The organism is Luteibacter sp. 329MFSha (assembly GCF_900111665.1).
Lineage (GTDB): Bacteria > Pseudomonadota > Gammaproteobacteria > Xanthomonadales > Rhodanobacteraceae > Luteibacter.
This window is the reverse complement of sequence record NZ_FOJE01000001.1, coordinates 1,695,230-1,719,785: the sequence shown is the minus strand read 5'-3', so window position 1 is coordinate 1,719,785 and position 24,556 is coordinate 1,695,230. Positions and strand designations below refer to the sequence as shown.

At 66.0% G+C, this 24,556-nt stretch carries 26 protein-coding genes, 1 tRNA gene and 1 pseudogene; 16 read left to right on the top strand and 12 right to left on the bottom strand.

The window, feature by feature from the left end; genetic code table 11:
* Window positions 1–99: 99 nt before the first annotated feature.
* The 4 genes from BMW54_RS07710 to BMW54_RS07695 all read right to left on the bottom strand — a co-directional run bounded on the left by BMW54_RS07710 (window position 100) and on the right by BMW54_RS07695 (window position 2,973).
* Entirely contained in the window at window positions 100–390 is a 291-nt protein-coding gene (locus BMW54_RS07710; RefSeq protein WP_090054351.1) for a GIY-YIG nuclease family protein, read from the bottom strand.
* Between the two features lie 58 nt (window positions 391–448).
* The gene (locus BMW54_RS07705) at window positions 449–1,837 is read right to left on the bottom strand and encodes a PhoH family protein (RefSeq protein WP_090054349.1); all 1,389 of its coding nucleotides are present in this window, start codon (window positions 1,835–1,837) and stop codon (window positions 449–451) included.
* A gap of 82 nt (window positions 1,838–1,919) precedes the next feature.
* Window positions 1,920–2,381, bottom strand: a complete 462-nt coding sequence (locus tag BMW54_RS07700) for a peroxiredoxin (protein ID WP_090054347.1) — start codon at window positions 2,379–2,381, stop codon at window positions 1,920–1,922.
* Window positions 2,382–2,412: 31 nt separating this feature from the next.
* Window positions 2,413–2,973 carry a glycine cleavage system transcriptional repressor gene (locus BMW54_RS07695; protein WP_090054345.1) on the bottom strand — a complete coding sequence of 187 codons (561 nt, stop codon included), beginning with the start codon at window positions 2,971–2,973 and terminating at the stop codon, window positions 2,413–2,415.
* A 178-nt stretch (window positions 2,974–3,151) separates the two neighbouring features.
* Between BMW54_RS07695 and dapA the strand changes: the two genes are divergently transcribed.
* Together dapA and BMW54_RS07685 are read left to right on the top strand one after the other, a co-directional pair.
* On the top strand, window positions 3,152–4,045 hold the full coding sequence (gene dapA / locus BMW54_RS07690; RefSeq protein ID WP_090054343.1) for a 4-hydroxy-tetrahydrodipicolinate synthase: 894 nt from the start codon (window positions 3,152–3,154) through the stop codon (window positions 4,043–4,045).
* A 29-nt stretch (window positions 4,046–4,074) separates the two neighbouring features.
* Complete coding sequence (locus BMW54_RS07685; RefSeq protein ID WP_090054341.1) at window positions 4,075–4,668, top strand: hypothetical protein; 594 nt, start codon at window positions 4,075–4,077, stop codon at window positions 4,666–4,668.
* A 62-nt stretch (window positions 4,669–4,730) separates the two neighbouring features.
* Here the strand turns inward: BMW54_RS07685 and BMW54_RS07680 are convergent, their stop codons facing one another.
* The 4 genes from BMW54_RS07680 to BMW54_RS07665 all read right to left on the bottom strand — a co-directional run bounded on the left by BMW54_RS07680 (window position 4,731) and on the right by BMW54_RS07665 (window position 7,394).
* Window positions 4,731–5,708 carry a hypothetical protein gene (locus BMW54_RS07680; protein WP_090054339.1) on the bottom strand — a complete coding sequence of 326 codons (978 nt, stop codon included), beginning with the start codon at window positions 5,706–5,708 and terminating at the stop codon, window positions 4,731–4,733.
* 78 nt (window positions 5,709–5,786) lie between these two features.
* Window positions 5,787–6,740 carry a hypothetical protein gene (locus BMW54_RS07675; RefSeq protein WP_090054338.1) on the bottom strand — a complete coding sequence of 318 codons (954 nt, stop codon included), beginning with the start codon at window positions 6,738–6,740 and terminating at the stop codon, window positions 5,787–5,789.
* A 227-nt stretch (window positions 6,741–6,967) separates the two neighbouring features.
* Window positions 6,968–7,291: a ferredoxin FdxA gene (gene fdxA / locus BMW54_RS07670; RefSeq protein WP_090054336.1), complete on the bottom strand. Its 324-nt coding sequence runs from the start codon at window positions 7,289–7,291 to the stop codon at window positions 6,968–6,970.
* 27 nt (window positions 7,292–7,318) lie between these two features.
* Window positions 7,319–7,394 (bottom strand) — tRNA-Glu (locus BMW54_RS07665).
* A 184-nt stretch (window positions 7,395–7,578) separates the two neighbouring features.
* Here BMW54_RS07665 and pcnB point away from each other — a divergent pair.
* The 8 genes from pcnB (at window position 7,579) to BMW54_RS07625 (ending at window position 15,650) form a co-directional block, all read left to right on the top strand.
* Window positions 7,579–8,943 (top strand): polynucleotide adenylyltransferase PcnB, encoded by a 1,365-nt coding sequence (pcnB, locus tag BMW54_RS07660; protein WP_090054335.1) that lies wholly within the window; start codon window positions 7,579–7,581, stop codon window positions 8,941–8,943.
* On the top strand, window positions 8,940–9,425 hold the full coding sequence (gene folK / locus BMW54_RS07655) for a 2-amino-4-hydroxy-6-hydroxymethyldihydropteridine diphosphokinase (RefSeq protein WP_090054333.1): 486 nt from the start codon (window positions 8,940–8,942) through the stop codon (window positions 9,423–9,425). Before pcnB ends, folK begins: the two co-directional genes overlap by 4 nt.
* 58 nt (window positions 9,426–9,483) lie before the next feature.
* The gene (locus BMW54_RS07650; protein ID WP_090054331.1) at window positions 9,484–10,569 is read left to right on the top strand and encodes a GlcNAc-transferase family protein; all 1,086 of its coding nucleotides are present in this window, start codon (window positions 9,484–9,486) and stop codon (window positions 10,567–10,569) included.
* Window positions 10,570–10,624: 55 nt separating this feature from the next.
* Window positions 10,625–11,452, top strand: a complete 828-nt coding sequence (gene panB / locus BMW54_RS07645) for a 3-methyl-2-oxobutanoate hydroxymethyltransferase (protein WP_090054328.1) — start codon at window positions 10,625–10,627, stop codon at window positions 11,450–11,452.
* 10 nt (window positions 11,453–11,462) lie between these two features.
* The gene (gene panC / locus BMW54_RS07640) at window positions 11,463–12,308 is read left to right on the top strand and encodes a pantoate--beta-alanine ligase (RefSeq protein WP_090054326.1); all 846 of its coding nucleotides are present in this window, start codon (window positions 11,463–11,465) and stop codon (window positions 12,306–12,308) included.
* A gap of 137 nt (window positions 12,309–12,445) precedes the next feature.
* Window positions 12,446–12,826 (top strand): aspartate 1-decarboxylase, encoded by a 381-nt coding sequence (panD, locus tag BMW54_RS07635; RefSeq protein WP_090054324.1) that lies wholly within the window; start codon window positions 12,446–12,448, stop codon window positions 12,824–12,826.
* A gap of 129 nt (window positions 12,827–12,955) precedes the next feature.
* Window positions 12,956–14,590 carry a glucose-6-phosphate isomerase gene (pgi, locus tag BMW54_RS07630; protein WP_090054322.1) on the top strand — a complete coding sequence of 545 codons (1,635 nt, stop codon included), beginning with the start codon at window positions 12,956–12,958 and terminating at the stop codon, window positions 14,588–14,590.
* Between the two features lie 184 nt (window positions 14,591–14,774).
* The gene (locus tag BMW54_RS07625; RefSeq protein WP_090054320.1) at window positions 14,775–15,650 is read left to right on the top strand and encodes a hypothetical protein; all 876 of its coding nucleotides are present in this window, start codon (window positions 14,775–14,777) and stop codon (window positions 15,648–15,650) included.
* Between the two features lie 297 nt (window positions 15,651–15,947).
* On the opposite strand, the gene BMW54_RS07620 is transcribed toward BMW54_RS07625, so the two are convergent.
* Window positions 15,948–16,154, bottom strand: a complete 207-nt coding sequence (locus BMW54_RS07620; protein WP_090054318.1) for a hypothetical protein — start codon at window positions 16,152–16,154, stop codon at window positions 15,948–15,950.
* 163 nt (window positions 16,155–16,317) lie between these two features.
* On the opposite strand from BMW54_RS07620, the gene BMW54_RS18915 reads away from it, so the two are divergent.
* The 6 genes and pseudogenes from BMW54_RS18915 (at window position 16,318) to BMW54_RS07590 (ending at window position 20,035) form a co-directional block, all read left to right on the top strand.
* Window positions 16,318–17,568 (top strand): hypothetical protein, encoded by a 1,251-nt coding sequence (locus BMW54_RS18915; protein ID WP_139206065.1) that lies wholly within the window; start codon window positions 16,318–16,320, stop codon window positions 17,566–17,568.
* Window positions 17,568–18,041, top strand: a complete 474-nt coding sequence (locus BMW54_RS07615; RefSeq protein ID WP_090054316.1) for a hypothetical protein — start codon at window positions 17,568–17,570, stop codon at window positions 18,039–18,041. Before BMW54_RS18915 ends, BMW54_RS07615 begins: the two co-directional genes overlap by 1 nt.
* A 29-nt stretch (window positions 18,042–18,070) precedes the next feature.
* Entirely contained in the window at window positions 18,071–18,277 is a 207-nt protein-coding gene (locus BMW54_RS07610) for an MbcA/ParS/Xre antitoxin family protein (protein ID WP_175472803.1), read from the top strand.
* 121 nt (window positions 18,278–18,398) lie between these two features.
* Window positions 18,399–18,740 carry a hypothetical protein gene (locus BMW54_RS07605; protein WP_090054313.1) on the top strand — a complete coding sequence of 114 codons (342 nt, stop codon included), beginning with the start codon at window positions 18,399–18,401 and terminating at the stop codon, window positions 18,738–18,740.
* A 225-nt stretch (window positions 18,741–18,965) separates the two neighbouring features.
* Window positions 18,966–19,576 (top strand): annotated as a pseudogene (locus tag BMW54_RS07595) (IS3 family transposase); the annotation flags it as partial.
* A 102-nt stretch (window positions 19,577–19,678) separates the two neighbouring features.
* A complete protein-coding gene (locus tag BMW54_RS07590) occupies window positions 19,679–20,035 on the top strand; it encodes a hypothetical protein (RefSeq protein ID WP_090054308.1) in 357 nt (118 codons plus the stop codon).
* On the opposite strand, the gene BMW54_RS07585 is transcribed toward BMW54_RS07590, so the two are convergent.
* From BMW54_RS07585 to BMW54_RS07575, 3 genes are all read right to left on the bottom strand, one after another.
* A complete protein-coding gene (locus BMW54_RS07585; RefSeq protein WP_090054305.1) occupies window positions 20,025–20,498 on the bottom strand; it encodes a lytic transglycosylase domain-containing protein in 474 nt (157 codons plus the stop codon). The two genes, BMW54_RS07590 and BMW54_RS07585, sit on opposite strands and share 11 nt — an antisense overlap.
* Before the next feature lie 108 nt (window positions 20,499–20,606).
* Window positions 20,607–22,496 (bottom strand): DNA topoisomerase IV subunit B, encoded by a 1,890-nt coding sequence (parE, locus tag BMW54_RS07580; protein WP_090054303.1) that lies wholly within the window; start codon window positions 22,494–22,496, stop codon window positions 20,607–20,609.
* 194 nt (window positions 22,497–22,690) lie between these two features.
* Window positions 22,691–24,490, bottom strand: a complete 1,800-nt coding sequence (locus BMW54_RS07575; protein ID WP_090054301.1) for an aminopeptidase P family protein — start codon at window positions 24,488–24,490, stop codon at window positions 22,691–22,693.
* Window positions 24,491–24,556 lie beyond the last annotated feature (66 nt).

The following is a 24,556-nucleotide window of genomic DNA, read 5'->3' as shown; positions in this document are numbered from 1 at the left end:
GTCGCCGTGGATACCGGCGTTCGCCGGTATGACGACACTTCACCGTCGTACCGGCGTGCGGCGGTACCCACGTCCCCGGTTCATGGCAGGCGGGCTTTCTCACAAGAGGCTTTCGTACAGATCGGCCCACGCGGGATTTTCCGCTTCGATCAGTTCCAGCTTCCATGCGCGCCGCCAACGCTTCAATGCCTTTTCGCGGCGGATGGCCGATTCCATCGTCACGTGCGGCTCGAACCAGACGAGCCGGGTCACCCCGTAGCGACGGGTGAACCCGTCGACGTCGGCGTGTCGATGCTGCCAGATGCGTTGGACGAGCCGGCTGGTGACGCCGACATACAGGGTTCCGCGGTATCCGCTCGCCAGTACGTACACACAAGGATGCCGTTCCACGTCTTGCTGCCTCCATGCAGTGCGGCGCGGGCTTCATGCCCGCGCCGTGGCTTTCCTTTTACAACGCTTCGGACGCGAAATCCGCCAGCCTGGACCGCTCGCCGCGCTTCAGCGTGATGTGCCCCGAGTGGGCCCACAGCTTGAAGCGATCGACCGCGTAGGTGAGGCCGGAGGTGGTTTCCGTCAGGTAGGGCGTATCGATCTGCTCCACGTTGCCGAGACAGACGATCTTCGTTCCCGGGCCGGCGCGCGTGATCAGCGTCTTCATCTGCTTCGGCGTGAGGTTCTGCGCCTCGTCGATGATGAGGTAGCGGCTGAGGAACGTGCGGCCGCGCATGAAGTTCAGCGAGCGGATCTTCACGCGCGACGCGAGCAGGTCGTTCGTCGCCTGCCTTCCCCACGAGCCGCCTTCTTCCGGATTGGCGAGCACTTCCAGGTTGTCGGTCAGCGCGCCCATCCAGGGCGTCATCTTTTCTTCCTCCGTGCCGGGGAGGAAGCCGATGTCCTCGCCGACGGACACGGTGGCGCGCGTCATGATGATCTCGCGGTAGCGCTGCTGGTCCATCACCTGGGCGAGACCGGCCGCGAGCGCGAGGAGCGTCTTGCCGGTGCCCGCGGTGCCGAGCAGGGTGACGAAGTCCACGTCGGGATCCATCAGCAGGTTCAGCGCGAAGTTCTGCTCGCGGTTGCGCGCCGCGATGCCCCAGACGCCGTGTGCCGCGTGGCTGTGGTCGTCGAGCAGCACGAGCTTCGCCTTGCGCGCGTCCTCGTCGCCACGGATCTCCAGCACCCGCAATTCGACGTCGTTCTCGCCCGGCATGTACAGGCACTGGTTCGGATACCACTGCTCGTCGTCGTGCACGTCGAGTTCGTAGAACGTGCGACCGCGCTCGTTCCACGAGCGCACTTCGGGATGCCTGTTCCAGAAATCCTCGGGGAGCGCATCGGAGCCGGTGAAGAGCAGGGCGAAATCGTCGAGCGCGCGATCGTTCTCGTAATCCTCGGCGGTGATGCCGTAGATCGACGCCTTGATGCGAAGGTTGATGTCCTTGGTGACCAGGATGACCGGGCGGTCGGGGAACTGGTCGCGAAGGTCGATGACGGAAGCGAGGATCTGGTTGTCGGCCTTGCCGTTGCCGTGGCTCGTGCGCTGCTGGAAGAACAGGCGCCCGACCGCGCCGCGCTTGAGCTTGATGCCTTGCGGGTTGACCAGTTCGAGGCCGTCGCGGATGCCCTGGCCGCCGCCGCGCTCGATCAGTTCGTTGAGGAAGCGGCTGACCTGTCGGCCGTTGCGCGAGACTTCCGAGCCGCCTTTCTTCTTCTCGTCCAGTTCCTCCAGCACCGTCATCGGTATGAAGACGTCATGCTCCTCGAAACGGAACAGCGACGTCGGGTCGTGCAGCAGCACGTTGGTGTCGAGGGCGTAGATGCGTTTGCTTCCGGTCATGCGGAAGTGACCTCATGGTGAGGTTGCAAAACCCGGCCGCACGGCGACGGCCGGGGGAGGGAGCCGCGGGACGCGGTATCCGTCACGCGGTGGGAACACTCTCTAGCACCGCCTGCGCGTGGCCGGGGATCTTGATGCCCCGCCACTCCGCGGCGAGCCTGCCGTCGGGATCGATCAGGAAGGTGCTGCGTACGACGCCCATGTAGCGCTTGCCGTAGAGCACTTTTTCGTGGATGACGTCGAACGCCTCGCACCACGCCTCGTCGGCATCCGAGACGAGCGGGAAGGGGAGTTCGTGCTTCGTGGCGAAGTTCGCGTGCGAGCGCACGGAGTCGCGGGAGACGCCGATCACCTCGGCGCCGCGGGCCTGGAACGCCGCGTACAGATCGCGGAAGTCCTTCGCCTCGTTGGTGCAGCCGGGCGTGTTGTCCTTGGGATAGAAGAACACGACGACCCATCTGCCTTTCAGTGACGACAGCGACAGCGTGCCGCCGTCGCCGAGCGCGCCTTTCAGATTCGGAACCTTCTTGCCCTTGCCGGTCATGCGTTGCGTCCGCTCCTCCTTGCCGGGGTGTTCAGAACTTGACGGGATCCATGATGGCGTCGAGGTTCAGGCCATCGCACAGTTCGAGGAAATCGTCGCGCAGGGCGGCGATGTGCGTTTCCGCGGGGATGCCGATGGTGATCTGCGCCTGGAACATCTCGGCGCCGGTCTGCATCGCCTGGTAACGCATCGACGAGAGCTGCTCCACGCTGATGTCGCGGCGCGAGAAGAACTCGATGATCTTCACGAGGATGCCCGGCCGGTCGGCCGCGATCACCTCGACGAGGTAGGGCAGCAGGTGCGCCGTCGGCTCGCGCGGCGTGGTCCGGTAGTGGACGATCTGCAATTCCTCGTCGCGGGCGAGCTTGCCCAGCGAGGTTTCCAGCTTCGCCACGGCGTCCCAGGCGCCCGCGGCGAGCAGCATCACGGACGTGTCGTTGCCGATCGTGGAGACGCGCGCGTCGGCCAGGTTGCAGCCCGAATCGGCGATCCGCTTGGCCAGCGCGAGGATGGGCGCGCGGTGCGCCGGCGACAGCGTCGATATGAGGAGCTGGTTATCGGTGGCGGCGTTGCGTGCTGCGGAACGATTCAAGGCGTACTACCCATGGCGCGTCCCGCGGGGCGCGGAACCAACGCTTCGGGGGCAGCTTACTTGCCCGTATCGCGGACAGGCAAGACGCCGACGCCCGGAGGCGGCGAATCCTGCCGAATGGACTCCCCGGAAACGCCCCGGTAACATGCGAAGGGCTGATTTCACAACGGGTTCCACCTTGGATATCTCAGGAAGCATCACCGCGCTGGCGACGCCGTTCGCCGCCGACGGGTCCCTCGACCTGGACGCCTTCGGGCGCCTGCTCGACCAGCAGCTGGCCGGCGGCACGCAGGCGGTGGTCGTCGCGGGTTCGACGGGCGAATCGCATTTCCTGGAGCACGACGAATACGACCGCCTGCTCGCCTTCGCCGTGAAGCATGTGAGCGGCCGCATACCGGTCATCGCCGGCACGGGCGAGGCGGGCACCGCGAAGACGATCGCCGCGACGCGCCGCGCGAAGGCGCTGGGCGCGGACGCCGCGCTGGTCGTGGCGCCGTTCTACGTGCGTCCGACGCAGGAAGGCATGCGCCGGCACTTCGTCGCCGTGGCCGACGAGGGCGGCCTCCCCGTCATCCTCTACAACGTGCCCCCGCGCACCGGCTGCGACATCGCGCCGGAAACGGTGGCGGTGCTGCGCGACCATCCGGGCATCATCGGCATCAAGGAAGCGCGTGGCGACGCCGGCCGCATCGCGGCCCTCGCGGAACTTATCCGTGCCGATTTCGTCTACCTCAGCGGCGACGACGGCTCGGCCCACGAGGCCATGCTGGCGGGCGCCGCGGGGACGATCTCCGTCGTGTCGAACCTGGTGCCCGGTCCGTTCCGCGCGATGTGCGATGCCGCCCGTTCGGGCGACGCGCAGCGCACGGCGATCGAGGTCGCCCGTCTCGCGCCGTTGATCGAGGCCCTGAACTGCGCCCCGAACCCCATCCCGGTCAAGGCCGGCCTGGCCGCTCTGGGGCTGGGTTCGGCCGCGCCGCGGCTGCCGCTGGTCGAGCTGGAATCCGGCCCGGCGCTGGCGACGCTGCGCGAAACCCTCGCGGCTCTGGCACCATTGGCCTCCGCTGCCTGAAACAATCTTCCCAACGGAACCGAAAGTTCATGAAGAAAACCTCGTACGCGCTGGTCGTCCCGGCACTGCTCCTCTCCGTCCTGGTCGTTTCCGGTTGCGGCGCGTTCCGCTCCAAGAAGGATTGGGAAAGGGCACAGCAGGAAGCTCCGCTGGAGATCCCGCCGGGCCTCGATACCCCGTCGACCAGCGCCGCGCTCGTCATCCCCGATGTCGGTTCCGGCGCGGCCGGTGGCGCGTCGACCGCTCCGGCGGCCGCGCCCGTCTCGGACGGCTTCGTGCTCGCCGACGACGCCGATGCCGCCTACCGCCGCATCGGCGAACTGCTGAGCGTCGGCGACCTGGGCAAGGTCACCGCCCATGACGACGCGACGCACACCTATCAGCTGGCCGTGAACCGCGGCAAGCCGGAAGGCCGTCCGGGCCTGTTCCGTCGCATGTTCGGCGGCGGCAAGAATGCGCCGCAGGATGCCGGCAACGGTTCCTCGGCGACGCAGGGCGGCACGCATGCGGTCGTGCTCACGATCAACGCCAGCGGCACGGGCAGCGAAGTGCGCGCACAGGGCGATGCCGATGGCGTGCGTCGCGTGATCGACGCGCTGAAGTCGCGCTTGGGTAGCAAGTAAGCGCCGCGTCGTTCGTCGCGCGACGAAAACGCCGCCTTCGGGCGGCGTTTTCGCGTCAGGGGTCATGGAAGGTCGGGGTTCTGGTCCGATGGCTCGTAGTGAAAAGTCGCGCGCGCGTCGATCGATTCGGGCATGTCGAAGCGAATGATCGGCAGCCACTTGCCGGACGCCTCGCGGAAATCGGCCTGATCGAGGCGGGCGCTGTCGCGTCCCGATGTTCCGGACTGGTAGAAGAAGGCCTCCAGCGGGATCGTCGTGTGGATGTCCTGCGGCCACTGGCGGATGAGCAACTCGTTCCACTGGTTGAACGACGTGTCGCCAAGGCCGCGGATGGTGTCGATGAACATCGTGAAGTTCGCCGAGGTGTTCGCGTCGCCGATCGCGACAGGGATGCTGCACGAATACGCGTAGGGCGGCTCCGCCCGATAGTGCTCCACGTAGTCGGCAGCGGAATCGATCCCTATCTCGAAGCAGGGTGCGCTGGTGTCTGGATAACTGACATGCGCGCCGCAGCCGTTCCGGTCGCGGCGATCCGTCTGCGCATCGATCGGGTAGACGCATACGACCTCCATCTTGTGGTACGGATCGAGACGCGCCGCGCGGTCCGCGTAGAACAACGGGATCAGAACGAAACCGTGGGTGTAGCGGGCGAGAAAGAGGCTATGGAACTGCGCATCGTGTCGCAGCCATGAGAAAGACACCGTGCCCTTCGGGTTGTTGGGGTTCGGATTCCAGGCGTGATAGTCCGGGCTGTACACCGTGGCCCGGAACAGTATTCCCGAGCAAAGGACCACGGGGCGGCTCGGCCCGCCACAGTCGATCTGCGAGTCGTCGTAACGCTCCTGGAGATCGGTGGCGATTTTCTCGCCATAGGCATCGTCCTGGCTGACCGGCTCGTCGCCGTTGGCTCGCACCCAGCCGGGGTGAATTCGCTCGGCCGCGTGCCGGGGCAGGCAGCCCGACGTGGCAAGGGCGGTGACGAGGATGGCGAGCAGTAGCGGCGTCGCCGACCACAGCGAGCGAAAGCGCTTCCGTGACATGACTCCTCCCTGAGTGTCGTCTCGTCCGATCGGGCATCCGTGCCCTCGGCGCGTTTCCGGCGCGCCGCCCTGGCCGGATCACGGGATCGCCTGATCCGATTCGTAGTACTCGAAATGGGCTTCGCCGTTCGGCTCCCGCGGAAGGGTGACGCGGATGATGGGTCGCCAGATGCCTTTGCTGGTGACATAGAAGTCGTTCTGGTCGCCTTTCGAGTCCAGATGCCCATCCGTCCCGGCGAGGAAGATGAAGGACTCCAGCGGTATGGTCTTTTCCAGTCCGGTCTCCCACGTGGCGATGATGGCCTCGTCCTGACTTTCGAAGAACGCCCCGCGGTAGAGGTGCTGGACGTGCATCGCCTCCTTGAACAGGGCCGCCGAATTCGAGGTGCCGCTCACCATCGTGAATCCGCACGACTGATCGCGCTTGCTCGTCCCGGCGGGCGCGTCGTTGTAGTCGGCGAGCCACGCCGCACCGGTCAGGATCGGCGGATCCTTCTGCTGGCAAGGCACGCTTTCGGTCGGATGGTCGCGGTGCGGTCCGCAGCCGGCATCCGAGCGCAGGTCCGTGGCGCCGTCCATGGGGAAGTAGCACAGCACTTCCATCTCGAACTTGCCCTGGGGCAGGTGGAAGACCGGCCACACCGTGAACCCATGGTTGTAGCCGTACGCAAGCTTTATGTACGACGCGTCCCGACGAAGGAACGAGAATGAAACGCCACCCGGTTTGGTGCTGTTCGGGTTGGGATTCCAGGCATGGTAGGCCTCGCTGAATTTCCCCGTGCCTCGCAGCAGGATGCCGCTGCACAGGAAGACCGGCGTTCGCGGTCCGTCACAACTGGCGTTCAGTGGATCGCTGTCCAGCACGGCATCGAAACGTGCCTGCATCGCCGCCGCGGTGGCCTCTCCCTCAGCCGTGTGCGCGGCGCGCACCTCCTCCGACGGCGTCCGTCGCGGGTTCACGGCGCATCCCGCGGACGCGATGCAGAGCCCGAACAGAAATATGCGAGCGATCCGGTAAGTGGGCGAATTCATCGTGGCCTCCTGGCGGACGAACTTCCTTGCGGGTGCGGGTCGGCGGCTGGCGGTTCAGACGCTGCCACCCACCGACCTCCGTCCCGGGGGAGCGGATTCAAACCCCGGTGACTGCGCGCAGCTTCGCGCAGGAGCCCTCATGACCCAATAGCCCCTACGGTGTAGGGTGCTCATAAGCGGCCAGGATACGAACGGGAGAGCGGGCGAACATCACCCCGTGAGGAGCATCAGCGCTGGAGCAGGTCGATCTTGCCCGGCTTGTTTTCCCATTCCTTGGAATCCGGCAAGCCGTCCTTGCGCTCGGTGATCACCGGCCACTCCTTCGAGAGTTCGGCGTTAAGCGCCACGAACGACTCCTGGCCCGCGGGGACGTCGTCCTCGGGGTAGATCGCGTTGATGGGGCATTCCGGTTCGCAGAGGGTGCAGTCGATGCACTCGTCCGGATTGATCACGAGGAAGTTGGGGCCCTCGTGGAAGGCGTCCACCGGGCAGACCTCGACGCAGTCCGTGTATTTGCACTTGATGCAGTTGTCGGTGACGACAAAGGTCATGCGAACGGTTCGGCGCCGGGGGAAAGATGGCGCTCCCTACGAGGTTCGAACTCGTGTTCCCGCCTTGAGAGGGCGGTGTCCTGGACCACTAGACGAAGGGAGCGGGTCGTACTGGATGTACGGAGCGCGCTAGTATATCCAAATTCGGACGCTCGGCAACGGTTTTGCGCGCCGCTCGTCGAATTGGGTCGAATTCGTTACATTTGGCCCATTCATCCCGACACCGGCCGTCCGGTGGGGGCAGCCACTTGAACGAGCGCCGGAGCGCTCGCCAGGATCCCGACCGCTTGAATCCCGAAACCAGGAGTGAGCTCTCGCCGGCAGTGCGTATCATCCCGCGCGATCAGCACTCCATTTCCCGCAAGAACATCAGCAAGGCCGCCCTGCGCGTGCTGTATCGCCTGCACGACGCCGGTTTCGCCGCGTACCTCGTCGGCGGCGCGGTGCGCGACCTGCTGCTGGGCGGGCATCCGAAGGACTTCGACGTGGCGACCAACGCCACGCCGGACGAAGTGAAAGGGCTGTTCCGCAACTGCCGCCTGATCGGCCGGCGTTTCCGTCTCGCCCACGTCGTGTTCGGGCCCGAGATCATCGAGGTCGCCACCTTCCGCGGCACGGGGGAAGACAACGGCGAGGGCGACCGCCACATCGTCGAGGGCCGGATCGTCCGCGACAACATCTGGGGCACGATCGAGGAAGACGCGGTACGCCGCGATTTCCGCGTCAACGCGCTGTATTACGACATCGCCGACTTCAGCGTGCGCGACTACGTCGGCGGCATGCAGGATCTCGAAGACCGCACGATGCGCCTGATCGGCGACCCGGAAACGCGTTATCGCGAAGATCCGGTCCGCATGCTCCGCGCGGCGCGTCTCGCGGCGAAGCTCGGCTTCACCATCGACCCGGAGACCGCCGCCCCGTTCGCCACGCTGGGCCACTTGTTGGGTGAGGCGGCGCCTGCGCGCCTGTTCGACGAGTCGCTCAAGCTGTTCCTTGCCGGTCACGGCCTGAAGAGCTTCAAGATGCTCGAGGCCTGCGGGCTGCTCAGGTTCCTTTTCCCGGCAACGGCCCGCGCCCTCGAGCGTGGCGATCACGCGCTGCGCGCGCTGGTCGAGCAGGGTCTGGCCAACACCGACGCGCGGATCGCCGAGGGCAAGTCCGTCACCCCGGCCTTCCTGTATGCCGTGCTGCTGTGGGGCGAAGTGCGCGATCAGGCGCATGGCTGGATCGCGCAGGGTTACGACGCGAACGAGGCATGGCAGCGCGCCGCGGTGCACGTCGTCGGCGAGCAGTGCCAGCGCGTCGCCATCCCGCGTCGTTTCACCTTCACGATGGAAGAGATCTGGGCGCTGCAGCCACGCTTCGAGCAGATCCATCGCAAGCGTGTCTTCCGCCTCATGTCGCACCCGCGTTTCCGTGCGGCTTTCGATTTCCTGCTCCTGCGCGCGCACGAATCGGCGCGCATGCGCGAACTCGGCGAGTGGTGGGCGCACGCCCAACAGCTCCCGCCCGAGATGCTCGCCGCCGCCCTGGGCGGCGGTGGCGTCCCGCCCCACGAAGCGGCGCCCGCGGCCGGCGGCCCTCCGGCCCGCAAGCGCCGCCGGCGGCGCAAGCCGGCCGGACGCGGCAAGGGCGACTCGGGCGGCGCGTGAGCGTTCGCGCGTTCATCGGGCTGGGTGGCAATCTCGGCGATACCCGGGACATCCTTGAAGCAGCCATCGCGCGGCTGGACGAGCACCCGGACATCACAGTGCTGGCGCGCTCGCGGTTCTACCGGACACCACCGTGGGGTCCAGTGCCGCAGCCGGATTTCGTCAATGCCGCCATCGCGGTCGACACCTCGCTGCCGCCTCACGACCTGCTCGACGTGCTCCTCGCCACGGAGCGCGCGTTCGGCAGGGTGCGCGACGGCGAGCGCTGGGGGCCGCGCACGCTCGACCTCGACCTGCTCGTTTATGGAGACGCCCGGATCCACGACGAACGGCTCACCGTGCCACATCCGCGCATGGCCGAACGCGCCTTCGTGCTGCTTCCGCTGGCCGATCTCGATGCGGACTTTGTCGTGGACGGACAGCGGACTGTGTCCCTGTTGCTGGAAACGCTCGATACCCGCGATTGCACGGTGCTTCCTTAAGCCGGACAGCGCGGCGTAGCATCGTCTCCGACGCCAGGACGGCGATCGATGGACACCCATGGACGGGGAGCGCTACGACACGATCTTCGTGCAGATTCCCGCGTATCGGGATCCCGAACTCGTCCCGACGCTGGTCGACCTGATCGAGAAGGCGCAGGCGCCACGACGCCTTCGCGTGGGCGTGTGCTGGCAGCATGACGAGGGGGAGGGGGCGGAGCTGTTCTCCCACGCCGGCTTCAGGGTCGACACCGGCGTGCTGGGTGGACGCCTGCGTCATCGCCTCGCCCTGCGCGGCGCATCGGTGAGGGTCTTCGACTACGCCATGGGCGAGTCGCGTGGGTGCGGCTGGGCCCGCGCGATCGCGCAGCAGGCGTTCCGCGACGAAGCTTATACGCTGCAGCTCGATTCCCATCATCGGTTCGCGCCGGATTGGGACGCCGAACTCATCGCGCAGCTGGAGGCGCTGCGCGAGCGCAGTCTCCGGCCGGTGCTCGTGGCACACCCGCCGGCTTACGAACCCGGCCAGCCGGTGCCCGGGCGATGCGAGGAGGGTTACCAGATCGATTTCGTCGCCTTCGGCGGCCCCGGCGTGGTCGCGACGCGATCCACGACCATCATGTATCCGCCGGGTCCACCGGCACCGATCCGCGCGCGCTTCTTCAGCGGCGGATTCGCGTTCGCCGACGGAAGTTTCGTCCGCGACGTCCCCGCCGATCCCGATCACTACTTCAACACCGAGGAGATCACGCTCGCCGTCCGCGCCTATACCCAGGGGTACGATCTGTTCCACCCCCACCGCCACGTCGTCTGGCACTACTACGGCCGGCCGACGGCTCCGAAGGTCTGGGAAGATCAGGCGGCGGCGTTGGCGCGCGGCGAAACGACGCTCGACGGAGCGAAGCTCGGCATGCGGGCACTGGCCGACGCCCGGCAGGCGCTGGGTATGGAGGGCATCCCCCGGGTGGTCCACTGGATGGGCCGGCGACGCAGCCTCAACGAGTACGAACGCTTCGCGGGGCTCAGCTTCGCCCGTCGCGCGGCCACCGCGGAGGCGCTTTGCCACATCGAGCCCTGCGACGACGACCTGCGGCTGGACGAGGCGGCCTGGGTGGCCCGGCTTCTGCCGGCTCCGCGAATTCCTTGAGATACCGCTCAGACAGGGGGACAATTCCGGTTTCACCCAACAAGGCGACTTGAGCGTGTACGTCGAAAATACGAGTGCGCCGGCGCGCAAGCCGGTGACCGTGCCGGGCCTGAAGGCGATGAAAGCCGACGGCCGGAAGATCGTGATGCTCACCGCCTACGACGCGAGTTTCGCCGCGCAACTGGAAGCCGCCGGGGTCGACGTGGCCCTCGTGGGCGATTCGCTCGGCATGGTGGTGCAGGGGCGTTCGAGCACGTTGCCCGTCACGGTCGGCGACATGGTCTACCACACCGCCGCCGCGGCCCGCGGCCTCTCCGCGACGCTGCTGGTGGCGGACCTGCCCTTCATGAGCGACCGCGACGTCCCGTCCGCCCTGGCCGCGGCGACGCGGCTCGTGGCCGAAGGCGGTGCCGCCATGGTCAAGATCGAGGGCGCGGGCCGGATCTGCGAGGTGATCTCGGCGCTGGCCGAACGCGACATCCCGGTCTGCGCGCACCTGGGCCTGACGCCGCAGTCGGTCAACAAGTTCGGCGGCTACAAGGTGCAGGGCAAGACGCAGGAAGCGGCCGAAAAGCTGCTTGCCGACGCGAAGGCCGTCGAGGCCGCCGGCGCCGACCTGCTCGTGCTCGAATGCGTGCCCTCGGCGCTCGCCGCGCGCATCACCGCCGAGCTTTCGATCCCGACCATCGGTATCGGCGCCGGCGTCGACTGCGACGGTCAGGTACTGGTGGTCTACGACCTGCTGGGCCTGACCCCGGGCAAGCGACCGAAGTTCTCCAAGGACTTCCTCGCCGGACGCGATTCCATCCAGGGCGCCATCGGCGCCTATGTCGGCGACGTGCGCGAGAAGCGTTTTCCCGCCGCCGAGCACAGCTTCACCTGAGGGCAGCACGATGCAGACCGTCACCGACGCCGCGGCCCTCCGGGCCACCATCCGCGGCTGGCGCAGCGCCGGCCAGAACGTCGGCTTCGTGCCGACCATGGGCAACCTGCATGCGGGCCACCACTCGCTGCTGAAACTCGCCCGTGCGCGTGCCGATCGCGTCGTCGCGAGCGTCTTCGTGAATCCGACGCAGTTCGGCCCGGGCGAGGATTTCGAGCGCTACCCCCGCACCCTCGCGCAGGACCAGGCGGGGCTGGCCGAAGCCGGGTGCGACATCCTCTTCGCGCCCGAGGTGGCCACCATGTACCCGTTCGGGCCGGCCGCCAGCGTCAGCATCCACGTGCCGGTGATCACCGATACGCTGGAAGGCGCCCATCGCCCCGGCCATTTCGACGGCGTGGCGACGGTCGTCGCCAAGCTCTTCAGCCTGGTCCAGCCGGACATCGCCGTGTTCGGCCAGAAGGATTTCCAGCAGCTGAAGGTGATCGAGCGGATGGTCGCCGACCTCTCGCTCTCGGTGAAGGTGATGTCCGCGCCGACCCTACGCGACGAGGACGGCCTGGCCATGAGTTCGCGCAACCAGTACCTGTCGCCGCAGGAGCGGGCGAGGGCGCCGCAGATCTACGCCACGCTGACCCAGATGCGCGAGCTGTTCCGCCAGGGGCACGCCTGGCAGGCGCTCGAGCAGGCCGCCAGGGCGCGCCTGGAGCGGGCGGGATTCGTGCCCGACTACGTCGCGATCCGGCGCGCCGACGACCTGGGCGAACCGGCCGGCGACGAGCGCGAAGGCCTGGTGGCCCTGGTCGCGGCCCGACTCGGTTCGACGCGGTTGATCGACAACCTGCCGTTCGACTGAATCCCTTCACGAACGGGGACTTGCGTTTCCCCGCGCCGTCCCCCATAAAGCGCACCGACGGAAGGAGCCCACGCGACGGACGGGCCTGCCTCCGTTAGAATGGGCGTTTTTGCAACCCGCACACCCCAGAGACCGCCATGCACCTCAACATGCTCAAGTGCAAGATCCACCGGGCCACGGTGACTCACGCCGAGCTGAACTACGAAGGTTCGATCGCCATCGACGGCAACCTGCTCGACGCCGCGGGCATCCGCGAGTACGAACAGATCCACGCGTGGAACATCAACAATGGCGAACGCTTCGTCACGTACGCGCTGCGTGCGGACGAGGGCTCGGGCATCATCTCGGTGAACGGCAGCGCGGCCCGCCGCGTCTCGACGGGCGACCTCGTGATCATCGCCGCGTTCGTCGGCCTCTCGGAAGCCGAGATGGCGAAGTACCAGCCGGATCTCGTGTACGTCGATGCGAACAACCGCATCACCCACACGAACCACTCGATCCCGAAGCAGGCGGCGTAACGCCTGCTTTCGCGCGGCGGGCGGCAAGAAGCCACCCGCCGCCGGTCCGAAGGCGTCATCCATACAATCCACTTACGCTGCACTGCGGTACCATGGCCGCTTCCCCTCCGTTGCAGCCACGTGGAAGCCATGGAATCAAAGCACGCACCGTTGCCCTCGTTCGCAGAGCACGCCGCCCGTCTCGCAAAGACCCATCTTCGCGCCCTCGTCCAGGACGAAGCGCGCGGTGAACGCCTGCGTCGTCGCGTCGGCCCCATCCTCCTCGACATCACGCGCCAGAAGCTCGACATCGCGGCGCTGGACGCCGTCGGCGCCTACGTCGATGGCACCGGCTGGAAGGCCGCCCGCGATGCGATGTTCGAAGGCAAGCACATCAACACCTCCGAAGATCGCGCCGTGCTGCATACCGCGCTGCGTGGTGGTGCGTCGCGTCATCCCGCCGCGCCGGCCGATGTCCGCAAGGAAGTCGCCGACGCCCTGGACAAGCTCGAGCAGCTCGTCAACGCGGTGCACAAGGGAGAGGGCGAGTCGGTCGGCCTGATCGGCGGCGTCACCGATGTCGTCAACATCGGCATCGGCGGATCGGACCTCGGCCCGCGTCTCGCGGTGCACGCGCTCGAGCAGTTCCACGTCAAGGGCATCACGAGCCACTTCCTCACCAACGTCGACGGCCAGGCCGCCAACGACCTGATGAAGAAACTCGATCCCACGCGCACGCTGGTGATCCTCGTTTCCAAGAGCTTCAACACGCAGGAGACCCTCCTCAACGGCGGCGTCTTCCGCAACTGGATCCTCAAGGCGAACGGCGGCGACGAGGCGAAGACCTCGAAGCACTTCATCGCCGTGAGCTCGAACGTCGAGGCCGTCAACAAGTGGGGCGCCTCGCAGGTGCTGCCGATGTGGGATTACGTCGGCGGCCGTTTCTCGCTCTGGTCCGCCGTGGGCGCCTCGATCGCGTTCTCCATCGGCATGCAGGGCTTCCGCGATCTGCTGGCCGGCGCCGCGGAGGCCGACGATCACTTCCGCACGGCGGAGTGGCAGGACAACGTGCCGGTGCTGCTGGCCATCGCGGAGTTCTGGAACCGTAACATCCTCGGGCGCAGCAGCCGCGCCGTCGTTCCGTACGTCGATTACCTCGCCGACCTCCCGTCGTACCTGCAGCAGCTGGAGATGGAAAGCCTCGGCAAGCACGTGCATCCGGACGATGGCAGCGAAGTCGCGCAGTCGACGGTGCCCGTGGTCTGGGGCAGCATCGGCACGAACGCGCAGCACGCCTACTTCCAGGCGCTGCACCAGGGCACCGACACCGTGCCGCTGGAGTTCATCGGCGTGGTGAAGCCGGCGCATCCGCTACGCGAGAACCAGGACGTCCTGCTTTCGAACCTGCTCGCGCAGGCCGCCGCGCTTTCGCTCGGCAAGACGTTCGAGGAAGCACTCGCCGAAGCGAAGACGGGCACGGAAGCCGAGCGTCGCGCGCTCGCCGCGCAGCGCACGTTCAAGGGCGATCGTCCGAGCACGGTCTTCATGCTCGACGCGCTGACCCCGCATTCGCTCGGCGCGCTGATCGCCCTTTACGAGCACAAGGTGTTCATGCTCGGTCACCTGTGGGGCATCAACGCGTTCGACCAGTGGGGCGTGGAGCTCGGCAAGGTGATCGCCAAGCAGATCTATCCGTCCCTCGCGAACGACAAGGATCCCGGCGACCTGTCGCAGTTCGACGGCGCCACGCAGGGTCTCATCAAGGCGATTCGCGACCGCCGCTGACACTGTTTGTCCTGCACGAGAAAAACCGGCTTCGGCCGGTTTTTTTTTCGTGCGGTCGACGCATGCCGCGCCGGCGTTGGATAGTGTGCCAACTTGCGGCGGCACCTCGCGGGAAGTGAGAGGCGCGCTGCTAGGATGCGCGCGGCCAATGAGGCCGGACTCACATTCCAGGGAGGAATGATTCATGCGCCACCTGCATCCCCGTTCGCTGCTGCCGCTCGCCGCAGCCTTGCTTTTTCCCCTCCACGTCCTCGCGTCGGCGACCTCGCCGGAGGCTTTTCCACGTACGAACGCCGCCAGCATGTCGACGCGAGACGGTCAGGCCGTCGCCGCGGAACTGCAACGCCGTTTCGACGACTTGCGAGAAGACTGTGGCTCGCCGACGGCCGCGCCCGTCGAATGCTCCGGCGTGCTCCTGCGGGCGACCGCATGGAAGCCCGGCGAGCACTCGTGGCTCGCTCCGGGCCGACCGGCGGGCGTCTCGTTCTCGTGGCTGCGCCAGGATGCGAACTTCACCGGCGCGTATGCCGTGAACGGTTTCATCGTGCATCCGGCGCAGGTCGCGGCTGCGCTGGGGTACGCGCCCCTCGTTTCCCGTTGCGTCTATTACATCAACGCGGTGACCAGCGGTGAGACGGTCGACCGTTGCCGCACGCAGTGCGACGAGTGGGGCGTGATGACCGCCGAACAGTTCGTCGAGCGCTTCCCCGTGCAGACCTACGGTTGCGCCTTCCGCGCGGTCGCGCGTCCATTGATGGAGGACCGGCCGGCCCACGCCTGGATGCAGATGGTCGGGGTGCGGCGCATCTATGCCTACGGGGGCATCGACGAGGTGATCGTGGCTCCGTACGACGACATCGGTGACGCCATGCCCGTCGAAGCCTTCTTCTATTACGTCGATTCGCTCGGCAGCGGTCTCGACAGTGCGCAGAAAGACCAGGTCGACTTCCGCGAGACGGTCGGGCGGTGGGTCCCGCTCATCCGCTGGATGCCGGCGCCTGCCGTCGGCGAGAGAGCGACATTCGAATTCATCGAGGCCGATCAGGCCATCGCCGAGTGAATGGAAAGACGACGCGTCTATTGATGGCGTCGTGAAAGGAACAGGCGTCAGCGGCCCGCACCGCGCGTCGCCGTGCAACAAGAGAAATCGGCTTCGGCCGGTTTCTTTCTTCGTGCCGGAATGACGCCTGACGCCTACGCCCATGGCGGATCGCCAACGAGCGCCATTGATGGAAGGTGCAACTGGCAGCGATATACCACGCACGGGTGGGCCATGATGAAACCCGAGCAAGATGACGAGCCATGAGCGCTTTGCCTGGACTTGTCGCCGAGGGTAACAAATGAGACATGTTTTCCTTCAGTGTCGAGTCTGGCCTGACAGGTAATCGGACAGCAGGAAATGGGTCATGCTTGCGTCGGGCGCTGCCGACGTGTTCTCTGGCTCGCCAAGGTTGCTCAGCAGTTTTTCGATGTGATCGCGGACGGCGGCGCCGGATTCACGGCTGCGCGCCGTTTCGAGGCGCCGACGGGCTGAGACGGGATCGCCCTCCAGCAGGTGCAGCATCGCCGCGCAACGTGCGGCGACCTCCTTCGCCTCGGGTGCGTCGAGCGCGGCCGTCTACGGGAATTTCTCGCAGAACTGGCAGAACATCGCGACCAATGCGGCGGGTAACACGATTGGCAATACGATCGCTAGCACCCTCAGAAGTCGGTCGGACTTCAGTCGCGTGGACCCGCAAGCGCGCCGCGATATGCTCGATGAGATGGACGCCGAAGCGTTCCGGTTCTCGGGTACAGGAACCTCGCAGCTGCCTGTGGCGGGCGACATCGTTCCGCCGCTTGACCTATCGGGCGGGGTCAGTGAGTCCGAGATCGAACTCTCGACGGCCGGGGAAAGGCCGTTCGCGAGCTATGCGGCACGGTATTTCAACTACGTTGATTCCTATGCGGCTGATCGGAACGGCGGTCAGGCTACCGGGCTGAATTTCACCTATACGTTCCGGGCGCCCGACGAGCAACGCGCGCTGATGACCAACCTGGCGCTTACCGAGCCGCCCCCGGAGCAAGGCACCGCAATCGATCGACTTCTGGTTGGTGGGACCAAATGGTTCGAAGGTCTTCGCGAACAATCGCGGGAGAACATCGGAAACTCTAGCTCTGCAGTCGAGGCAGCGTTCAACTCGGGCGTCTATGCAGTCAATTCGCTCACCTCGGCGGTTGTCGGTGGAGCCGTGGCGGGCGGACGAATCTTCACTAACGGCGGGGTAAGAAACCAGTTCCTTCAAGGTATGGGGGTGCTCGTCACGACCGATCCTCGAACGACGGCATCGGTCGCATGGGATCACTGGCGCGAAATGTCAACGGAAGACCAGTTGATAGCGGCAGGTTCGGCGCTTGTGACCCTGGGGGCCGGCGCGACGAAGGCCGGTGAGTTGGGGGCTGTAGCGAGAGAGGTGCGGATCCTTGATGAGGTCAGTGATACACGTCGGTTAACTCTAGAGCCTACATCGGGTATCGTTCCAAACACAGCAGATGCTTTGACTGCAGGCGCTGATGTTCGTGTAAGTAGTCGACCCCAGTGGCTGCAGCGCCTTGATGCCGGAAATGATTTCAACACGGAACGCGCATCGGCCTACCCGTATAACGAGGTTTACGTCAATAAGGCGGATGGCTTGGGTTACTATCGGCTGGACTCGTATGATCCGGCTGCGGGTGAGATCGTATCGCGCAAATTCACTCAGCTGTCGGATGTGCAAGAGAACACCGCTGTTCGTTATATCAACGAGATTTCAGCGAAGTACCCGGTCAACGGCGTCATAGCTGATGTTCCGTCGAGTGGTGATCTATCCGGACAGTTGTTGCGCGGTCAGTATTACCTAGAGGTACCGGTGCAAGCTCGCCCAATTCCTCAGCCGGTATTGGATGCTGCTAACCGGCAGGGCGTTTTGATTCGTGACATTAATGGCAGGGTGTACTGATGAGTAGGCAGGTTTTCTATTGCAAATCTTGGTTCCGTGCCAAGAAGCGCCCGACTGAGCTTTGGTCGGAAGCGGATGCGAAGGCTGCTCACGAAAGTGGGCAGGCTTACGTTGCGCTTGTGGACTCGATAGAGCGCCCCTTTTGTTTTCTCGAGATCACGCAAAAGGCCGTGGGTGTTGGCTTTCTCGACGAGTTCCTTCGCGAATCCTTGTCGTACGACTTTCAAGAAGTCGAGCCGGGGGTGTTATTTTTGACCATGGGCACTCATCGAGAATTTGAGGGCGATACTGATACGGTGGTTAGTGGCTCGTCCTACATCTTTAGTCGCGATGGCCAGGTTCGGATTAGGAGAGAGCTTTTCAATCCGCACCGTCTCGAAACGGCCTCGTCATCTGCAGATGTGAGCGCAAATTACGCGCCGGTGCCTGTGTTTGGTGGGTATGAGGACCTTATCCGCGTGGAGCGCGGCTGAACCCTTTGTCGACCAGGGCCGTGATCACGATGACCGATGTCGAAATGGCCGACGGCAAGAGCCGCGTCGTCGCTGCTGTAGAAGCAATATCGGGCGATCGCGATAAAGCGGTTGCCTGGCTGCAGGAACCGATTGCGACGTTCGGCGGCAAGACTCCTTTAGAGCTTGTCGCCGAAGGCCGCACCGATGACCTGCTGGGCTACATCCAATCCTTCGAGTCCGGTTACGTTGGTTGAGTCGATGGCCAACGACGGGCACGTGACATCGGGAGCACTATTACTATCGTGGGGCCAACCGAGCTTGGTGGCTCTTACAGCGTTTTGGTGCCGCGTTGAGGTCTGAGCGTGAGGATTATTTATGGCACAGAGGATCAATAAGCTTTCAGACTTGAGTGATCGAATTGGATTCACTCTCCTGTCGGCCCCAGATCGATTCCCGGCGGTTGGGGCATTCGGCAGCGATCAAAAGAAAAATCTTCTGATCGCGTTCGATATCCTCCAAGAAGGGTTTCCTTTGGTCGAGAAGAAGATCAAAGATCCTGCTCAGTTGGAGAAACTGCAGCAGCTTCTCAAGGATGCCCTGTTGGCCTACCAGCAGGGTGAGAGGAAGAAAGGGGCGCACTTGCTGCAGGATTTTGAGGAAATTGTGTTTCCAAATCGGTTCAAAGAGTACGAGGAACGTAAAGGCGATAACGCCTAGCGAACTACCAGGACGCCCGCCTTGTGCGGGCGTTTCTCTTTATGATTACCTTCGGTTTGCCGATGGAGCGTTGTGTGGCCACTACCCCTGATCTGGCTGTGAAACGTGTCCTGCGGGCAGCCGAGGCGATATCGGGCGATAGCGATAACGCGGTTGCCTGGCTGCAGGAACCGATTGCAGCGTTCGGTGGCAAGACTGCTCTAGAGCTTGTCGCCGAAGGCCGCGTATCAGGAGGCCCAACTGTCCGTGCGCCGTCGCCGCAAGGCCAAGCGCCCGGTCGGCGAGCGCCAGAAGCTGCAGGCGTCGTGTCGTCCGAACGACACCTGGAGCATGGACTTCGTCTTCGATGCCCTGGCCAACGGGAGCTGGATCAAATGTCTGACCGTGGTCGATGACTTCACTCGCGAGAGCGTCGACATCGCGGTGGATCACGTATCAGCGGTGCCTACGTCCTACGGCTTCTCGATCAGGCAGCCTGCTTTCGTGGCTATCCGCGCGCCGTACGCACCGACAAAGGGCCCGAATTCACCAGCCGCGCTTTCATCGCCTGGACGCAGCAGCATGGCATCGAGCACATCCTGATCGAACCGGGCTGCCCCACGCAGAACGGCTATATCGATAGCTTCAACGGCAAGTTCCGCGACGAATGTGTCAACGAGCACTGGTTCACGTCACTGCCCCACGCACGTGACGTGATCGCGGACTGGCGTCGAGATTACAACGAGATTCGGCCCCATAGCAGCTGTGGCCGCATCCCTCCGTCGCAATTTGCTGCCCATCACCGCGCACAACAGGACAACAACGCAGTAACCTTCAGCCCCGGACTTTGGCAGTAATCATGGGTACGGCAGCTGGGGGCAGGTCATCTGCGCCAGCGTGCGCTCTATACTTACCGCACTCTCCCTGTCCACGCCCCCTCCAGCCATGACGACATTCGCATGACGGACATCACGCGCACTTCGCGACTGCTCGATGACTTGCGTCTTCGGGTCAAGGCGGACCGAGGGGCGTCCGCGGCGGCGCCTACCGTAAAGACGCCGGCGGCGTCGGCCGGCGAGCCGCGTGGCGGTTCGGTGTCCCCGTTGGCCAGGGCCCGGCGTCTCCACGATGCCGGGGTGTCGGATGAGAAGGTGCTGGTCGGTCGCCTCGTCGAGGGACTGATGCTGGAGGAGTTCGGCGAGAACGCCCAGGGTGCCGACTTTCAGTTTGTCCTGAGCCAGGTAGTGCAGGCGCTCGAGCAGGATGCTGAGGCTTGGGCGCTCTGTCGCGCCTGCGTTGCCGAGGCTATCGGCTGACAGGCGCGCGTAGCGTGGGGTCGAGCACGCCCCAGCGGGCGAGCACCGAGCGGATAGCGTTGGCATAGGCCGCCCCGAGAGCCGGCGTTTCCGAATGATAGGCGGCCACCGCGCGCCAGGTGTTGCCGTATTTGTCGATCTTCCGGCGCAGGTAATAGGCGCCAATGTAGGCGTTGGTACAGCCGTCGCGGAGGTGGGTCGGCCGTATGCCGTAGCCCGCAAGCTCGCCGAAGTGCACCGAATTGATGCCCATCACGCCGACGTCGACGCTTCCATTGAGATTGCGGTTGAGCGTGGCCGGGCGCATGCGGGATTCGTGATAGGCGATGGCCCGGAGCACCAGCGGGTCGACGCGCTGGTACCGTGCGGCGTCGTCGATGCAGTCCGCGAACGCGCCCGTCGGCAGTATCGCGACGCCGACAAGTAGCCCGAAAACAGCAATCCGAAGGTTGCGCAGATCCATGGTCGCATCCCCTTGCTCGCGGCGTCCCTCGCCGATCTTAGCGTCTCCCGGCGCTGGCGGTCGCCGGACACTCAGGGGAGGGGTCTCTGCCGGGACAGAGGCGTACCGTCAGACCTCGAGGGTCGCCAGGTCGCCCTTGTCTTCGAGCCACTGCTTGCGATCGCCGGCGCGCTTCTTCGCCAGCAGCATGTCCATGAGTTTCTGCGTGCCGTCGTCCGGATCGACCGTGAGCTGCACGAGGCGGCGTGTGTCCGGATGGATGGTCGACTCGCGCAACTGAGCCGGGTTCATCTCGCCGAGGCCCTTGAAGCGCGTGACCGAGACGGCGCCCTTCATCTTTTCGCGCTCGACTTTCTCCAGCATCAGGCGCTTTTCTTCCTCGTCCAGGCAGTAGAACACCTGCTTGCCCACGTCGACGCGGAACAGCGGCGGCATGGCGACGAACACGTGGCCCTCGCGGACCAGCGCGGGGAAGTGGCGGAGGAACAGCGCGGAGAGCAGCGTGGCGATGTGCAGGCCGTCCGAGTCGGCGTCGGCGAGGATCACCACCTTGCCGTAACGCAGACCGGTGAGGTCGTCCTTGCCGGGATCGCAACCGATCGCCACCGCGAGGTCGTGCACTTCCTGCGAGGCGAGCACCGCGCCGGACTCGACTTCCCAGGTGTTGAGGATCTTGCCGCGCAAGGGGAGGATCGCCTGGAAATCCTTGTCGCGGGCCTGCTTCGCGGAACCGCCCGCGGAATCGCCTTCGACGAGGAAGAGCTCGGTGCGCGTGAGGTCGGTCGCCGCGCAATCGGCGAGCTTGCCGGGCAGGGCGGGTCCCTGGGTGATCTTCTTGCGCACGACCTGCTTGGCCGCCTTCAGGCGCGCGCTCGCGCGCTCAATCGCCAGCTGGGCGATCTTCTCGCCGAGGTCGACGTGCTGGTTGAGCCAGAGGCTGAACGCGTCGTGCACCACGCCCTCGACGATGCCGGCGGCGTTGCGCGAGGACAGGCGTTCCTTCGTCTGCCCGGCGAACTGGGCGTCCTGCAGCTTGATGCTCAGCACGAACGCGAGACGCTCCCAGACGTCTTCCGGCGCCAGCTTCACGCCGCGCGGCAGCAGGTTGCGCAGGTCGCAGAATTCACGGATGGCGTTGGTCAGGCCGGAGCGCAGCCCATTCACGTGCGTGCCGCCCTGGGCCGTCGGGATGAGGTTGACGTAGCTCTCCTGCACCAGCTCGCCCTCGGGCAGCCAGGCCAGCGCGACGTCCACCGCGTCGGTTTCGCGCGCGAAGTGCTTGACGAAGAGATCGGCGGGCAGCGCTTCGGCGCCCTGCAGTTCGCCGCGCAGGTAATCGGGCAGGCCGTCCTCGAAATACCACTCGGTCGTCTCGCCGGTGGACTCGTCGAGCAGGCGCACCGTCAGGCCCGCGCAGAGCACGGCCTTGGCGCGGAGCAGGTGCTTCAGGCGCGAGACGAGGATCTTCGGCGTGTCGAAGTATTTCGGATCGGGCCAGAAGCGCAGCGTCGTGCCGGTCTTCTTCTTGGGCACGCTGCCGATGACCTCGAGCTCGCTGGCGCGGTCGCCGTTGGCGAAGCTCATGCGGTATTCCTGCGCGTCGCGACGGATCGTGACGTCGACGCGCGTCGACAGCGCGTTGACCACCGAGACGCCGACGCCGTGCAGGCCGCCCGAGAACGCGTAGTTCTTGTTCGAGAACTTGCCGCCCGCGTGCAGGCGCGTGAGGATCAGCTCGACGCCCGGCACCTTCTCTTCCGGGTGGATGTCGACCGGCATGCCGCGACCGTCGTCGGTGACTTCGACCGAGCCGTCGTTGAACACGGTGACCTCGATCGTCTTCGCGTGACCGGCGAGCGCCTCGTCGACCGAGTTGTCGATGACCTCCTGCGCGAGATGGTTCGGCCGCGCGGTGTCCGTGTACATGCCGGGACGGCGCTTGACGGGGTCGAGACCGCTGAGGACTTCGATGTCTGAGGCGTTGTAGCGAGTATTCATGGGGTATCGAGGCCGTTCGTAGCCGGGCAGGATGGGGTTTGCCCCACCGGATGGTCAAGGGTCGCAGCGATGCGTATCAGGCGATGAGACGCGACGCGGCGCCGGATCGCCGATACGATCGGCTCCCACCCTTTGGTAGAGACGCTGCTACCAGAGGGTGGGAGCCGATCGTATCGGCGATTTCCCGCACGGTTTCACAAGGGAGCGCAGTGCCACTCCAGCCATTCGCGGTCCGCGCCGTCGAGCAGGGGCGACAGGGCGGCTCGTACGGTGGCGTGGTAATCGTCCAGCCACGCGCGCTCGGACGGTTCGAGCAGGCGGGGCTCGAGGCCGCGTCGGTCGAACGGGCAGAGCGTGAGGGTCTCGAAGGCGTAGAACTCGCCGAACTCGGTGCTGTCCGCCTGCGTCACCACGGCCAGGTTCTCGTGGCGGATGCCGTAACGGCCCGGTTTGTAGAGACCCGGTTCGATCGAGGTGATCATGCCCGTCTCCAGCGGAACGAGCGCGCCACCCGCCACCGGTGGCCGGATCCCGTGCGGACCTTCGTGCACGTTCAGGAAGTAACCCACGCCGTGTCCGGTGCCATGGCCGAAGTCCATGCCCGCGGCCCACAGCGGCGCGCGCGCCAGCGCGTCGAGCTGCGGGCCGCTCGCGCCCTTGGGAAAACGGGCCCGTGACAGGGCGATCATGCCCTTGAGCACCAGCGTGGAGTCTCGCCGCTGCTCGTCGGTCACCGGGCCGAGGGCGAGCACGCGCGTGATGTCGGTGGTGCCGCCCAGATACTGGCCGCCCGAATCGACCAGGAGCAAACCGCGCGCGGCCAGCGGGCTGAAGCCGGCTGGCGTGGCGCGATAGTGCGGCAGCGCGCCGTTCGCCTGGTAGCCGGCGATGGTGGAGAAACTCTCGCCGACAAAGCCCGTCTGGGCGGCACGCGCATCGCGGACGATCGTGTCCACGTCGAGTTCCGTGAGGGGCTCGCCAGCGGCCAGGCCGGTTTCGATCCGGCGGAAGGCGCGCACGAGCGCCGCGCCATCCCGGCGCATCACGTCGCGGATGTGGTCCAGCTCCTCCGGCGTCTTGCGCGCCTTCTGCGCGGTCGACGGGCTCGCGGCCCGGAGGGAGGTGACGCCCACCGGCAGGCCTTCCAGCAGAGCGACGACGACGCGCACGGGGTCGTACATCAGGGCCGCCTCGTCGGGCAGGGCGGCGATGGCGGAGGCGGCGGTGCCGTAATCGGCCAGCGCGATCCCATCGGCGGCGAGCGCCGTCCTGACGTCCGCCGGCACCTTGGCCGCGTCGATGAACAGCGTCGCCGCCGTCTCGCCGACCAGCAGGTGGGCCACGAAGACCGGATTGAAGTCGACGTCGGCACCGCGCAGGTTCGTCAGCCAGGCGATGTCGTCGAGGCTGGAGAGCAGGTGATGGGTGGCGCCGGCGCGGCGCATCGCGCTGCGGACGTGGCGGAGCTTGTCCGCGCGCCCGATGGCCGCGAACGGCGCCGCATGGGCGAAAACGGCCGCCGAAGGCGGCGCGGGGCGATCGGCCCACGCCGAGCCGGCGAGGTCGAGGTCGGTGCGCAGGCGGGCGCCGGTGGGACCGAGGCGCTTCTCGAGGCCCTCGGCGCCCGCGACCGAGAGGCTGTCCCCGGCGATGGCGATGGTGTCGCCCTCGCCGAACCGCTCCGCCAGCCACGCCACGTGCTCCGGCGTGTGCGCCACGTTCAGCTTCATGAGGACGAGCCCGCTGCCGGCCAGTTCGGCCTCGGCCTGCGAGAAATAGCGCGAGTCGGTCCACAGTCCGCCGCCATCGGCCGTGACGACCAGCGTGCCGGCCGAACCGGTGAAGCCCGAGTACCACTCCCGGGCCTGCCAGCGGGCCGGCAGGTATTCGGAGAGGTGGGGGTCGGCGGTCGGCACGACGACGGCGGCGACGCCTTCGCGTGCCATGGCGGCGCGCAAGGCCTGGAGGCGGGCGGGGATGGGGGAAGGGCTCATGGCGCAATGGTACGGGAAGCGGGGGCGGGGGAAGGGAAATGGGGGTGCGAGCGCGGCGGGCGGTTG

Excerpts from the sequence above, each read along its gene's own strand:
- BMW54_RS07625 (WP_090054320.1), top strand. The coding sequence starts at position 14,775 with ATGCGCCACCTGCATCCCCGTTCGCTGCTGCCGCTCGCCGCAGCCTTG.
- panD (WP_090054324.1), top strand. The coding sequence starts at position 12,446 with ATGCACCTCAACATGCTCAAGTGCAAGATCCACCGGGCCACGGTGACT.
- BMW54_RS07675 (WP_090054338.1), bottom strand. The coding sequence starts at position 6,740 with ATGAATTCGCCCACTTACCGGATCGCTCGCATATTTCTGTTCGGGCTC.
- BMW54_RS07615 (WP_090054316.1), top strand. The coding sequence starts at position 17,568 with ATGAGTAGGCAGGTTTTCTATTGCAAATCTTGGTTCCGTGCCAAGAAG.
- fdxA (WP_090054336.1), bottom strand. The coding sequence starts at position 7,291 with ATGACCTTTGTCGTCACCGACAACTGCATCAAGTGCAAATACACGGAC.
- panC (WP_090054326.1), top strand. The coding sequence starts at position 11,463 with ATGCAGACCGTCACCGACGCCGCGGCCCTCCGGGCCACCATCCGCGGC.
- BMW54_RS07605 (WP_090054313.1), top strand. The coding sequence starts at position 18,399 with ATGGCACAGAGGATCAATAAGCTTTCAGACTTGAGTGATCGAATTGGA.
- BMW54_RS07705 (WP_090054349.1), bottom strand. The coding sequence starts at position 1,837 with ATGACCGGAAGCAAACGCATCTACGCCCTCGACACCAACGTGCTGCTG.
- parE (WP_090054303.1), bottom strand. The coding sequence starts at position 22,496 with ATGAATACTCGCTACAACGCCTCAGACATCGAAGTCCTCAGCGGTCTC.
- BMW54_RS07650 (WP_090054331.1), top strand. The coding sequence starts at position 9,484 with ATGGACGGGGAGCGCTACGACACGATCTTCGTGCAGATTCCCGCGTAT.
- BMW54_RS07700 (WP_090054347.1), bottom strand. The coding sequence starts at position 2,381 with ATGACCGGCAAGGGCAAGAAGGTTCCGAATCTGAAAGGCGCGCTCGGC.
- BMW54_RS07685 (WP_090054341.1), top strand. The coding sequence starts at position 4,075 with ATGAAGAAAACCTCGTACGCGCTGGTCGTCCCGGCACTGCTCCTCTCC.
- BMW54_RS07575 (WP_090054301.1), bottom strand. The coding sequence starts at position 24,490 with ATGAGCCCTTCCCCCATCCCCGCCCGCCTCCAGGCCTTGCGCGCCGCC.
- BMW54_RS07590 (WP_090054308.1), top strand. The coding sequence starts at position 19,679 with ATGACGGACATCACGCGCACTTCGCGACTGCTCGATGACTTGCGTCTT.
- BMW54_RS07680 (WP_090054339.1), bottom strand. The coding sequence starts at position 5,708 with ATGTCACGGAAGCGCTTTCGCTCGCTGTGGTCGGCGACGCCGCTACTG.
- BMW54_RS07610 (WP_175472803.1), top strand. The coding sequence starts at position 18,071 with ATGACCGATGTCGAAATGGCCGACGGCAAGAGCCGCGTCGTCGCTGCT.
- pgi (WP_090054322.1), top strand. The coding sequence starts at position 12,956 with ATGGAATCAAAGCACGCACCGTTGCCCTCGTTCGCAGAGCACGCCGCC.
- BMW54_RS07585 (WP_090054305.1), bottom strand. The coding sequence starts at position 20,498 with ATGGATCTGCGCAACCTTCGGATTGCTGTTTTCGGGCTACTTGTCGGC.
- BMW54_RS07620 (WP_090054318.1), bottom strand. The coding sequence starts at position 16,154 with ATGCTGCACCTGCTGGAGGGCGATCCCGTCTCAGCCCGTCGGCGCCTC.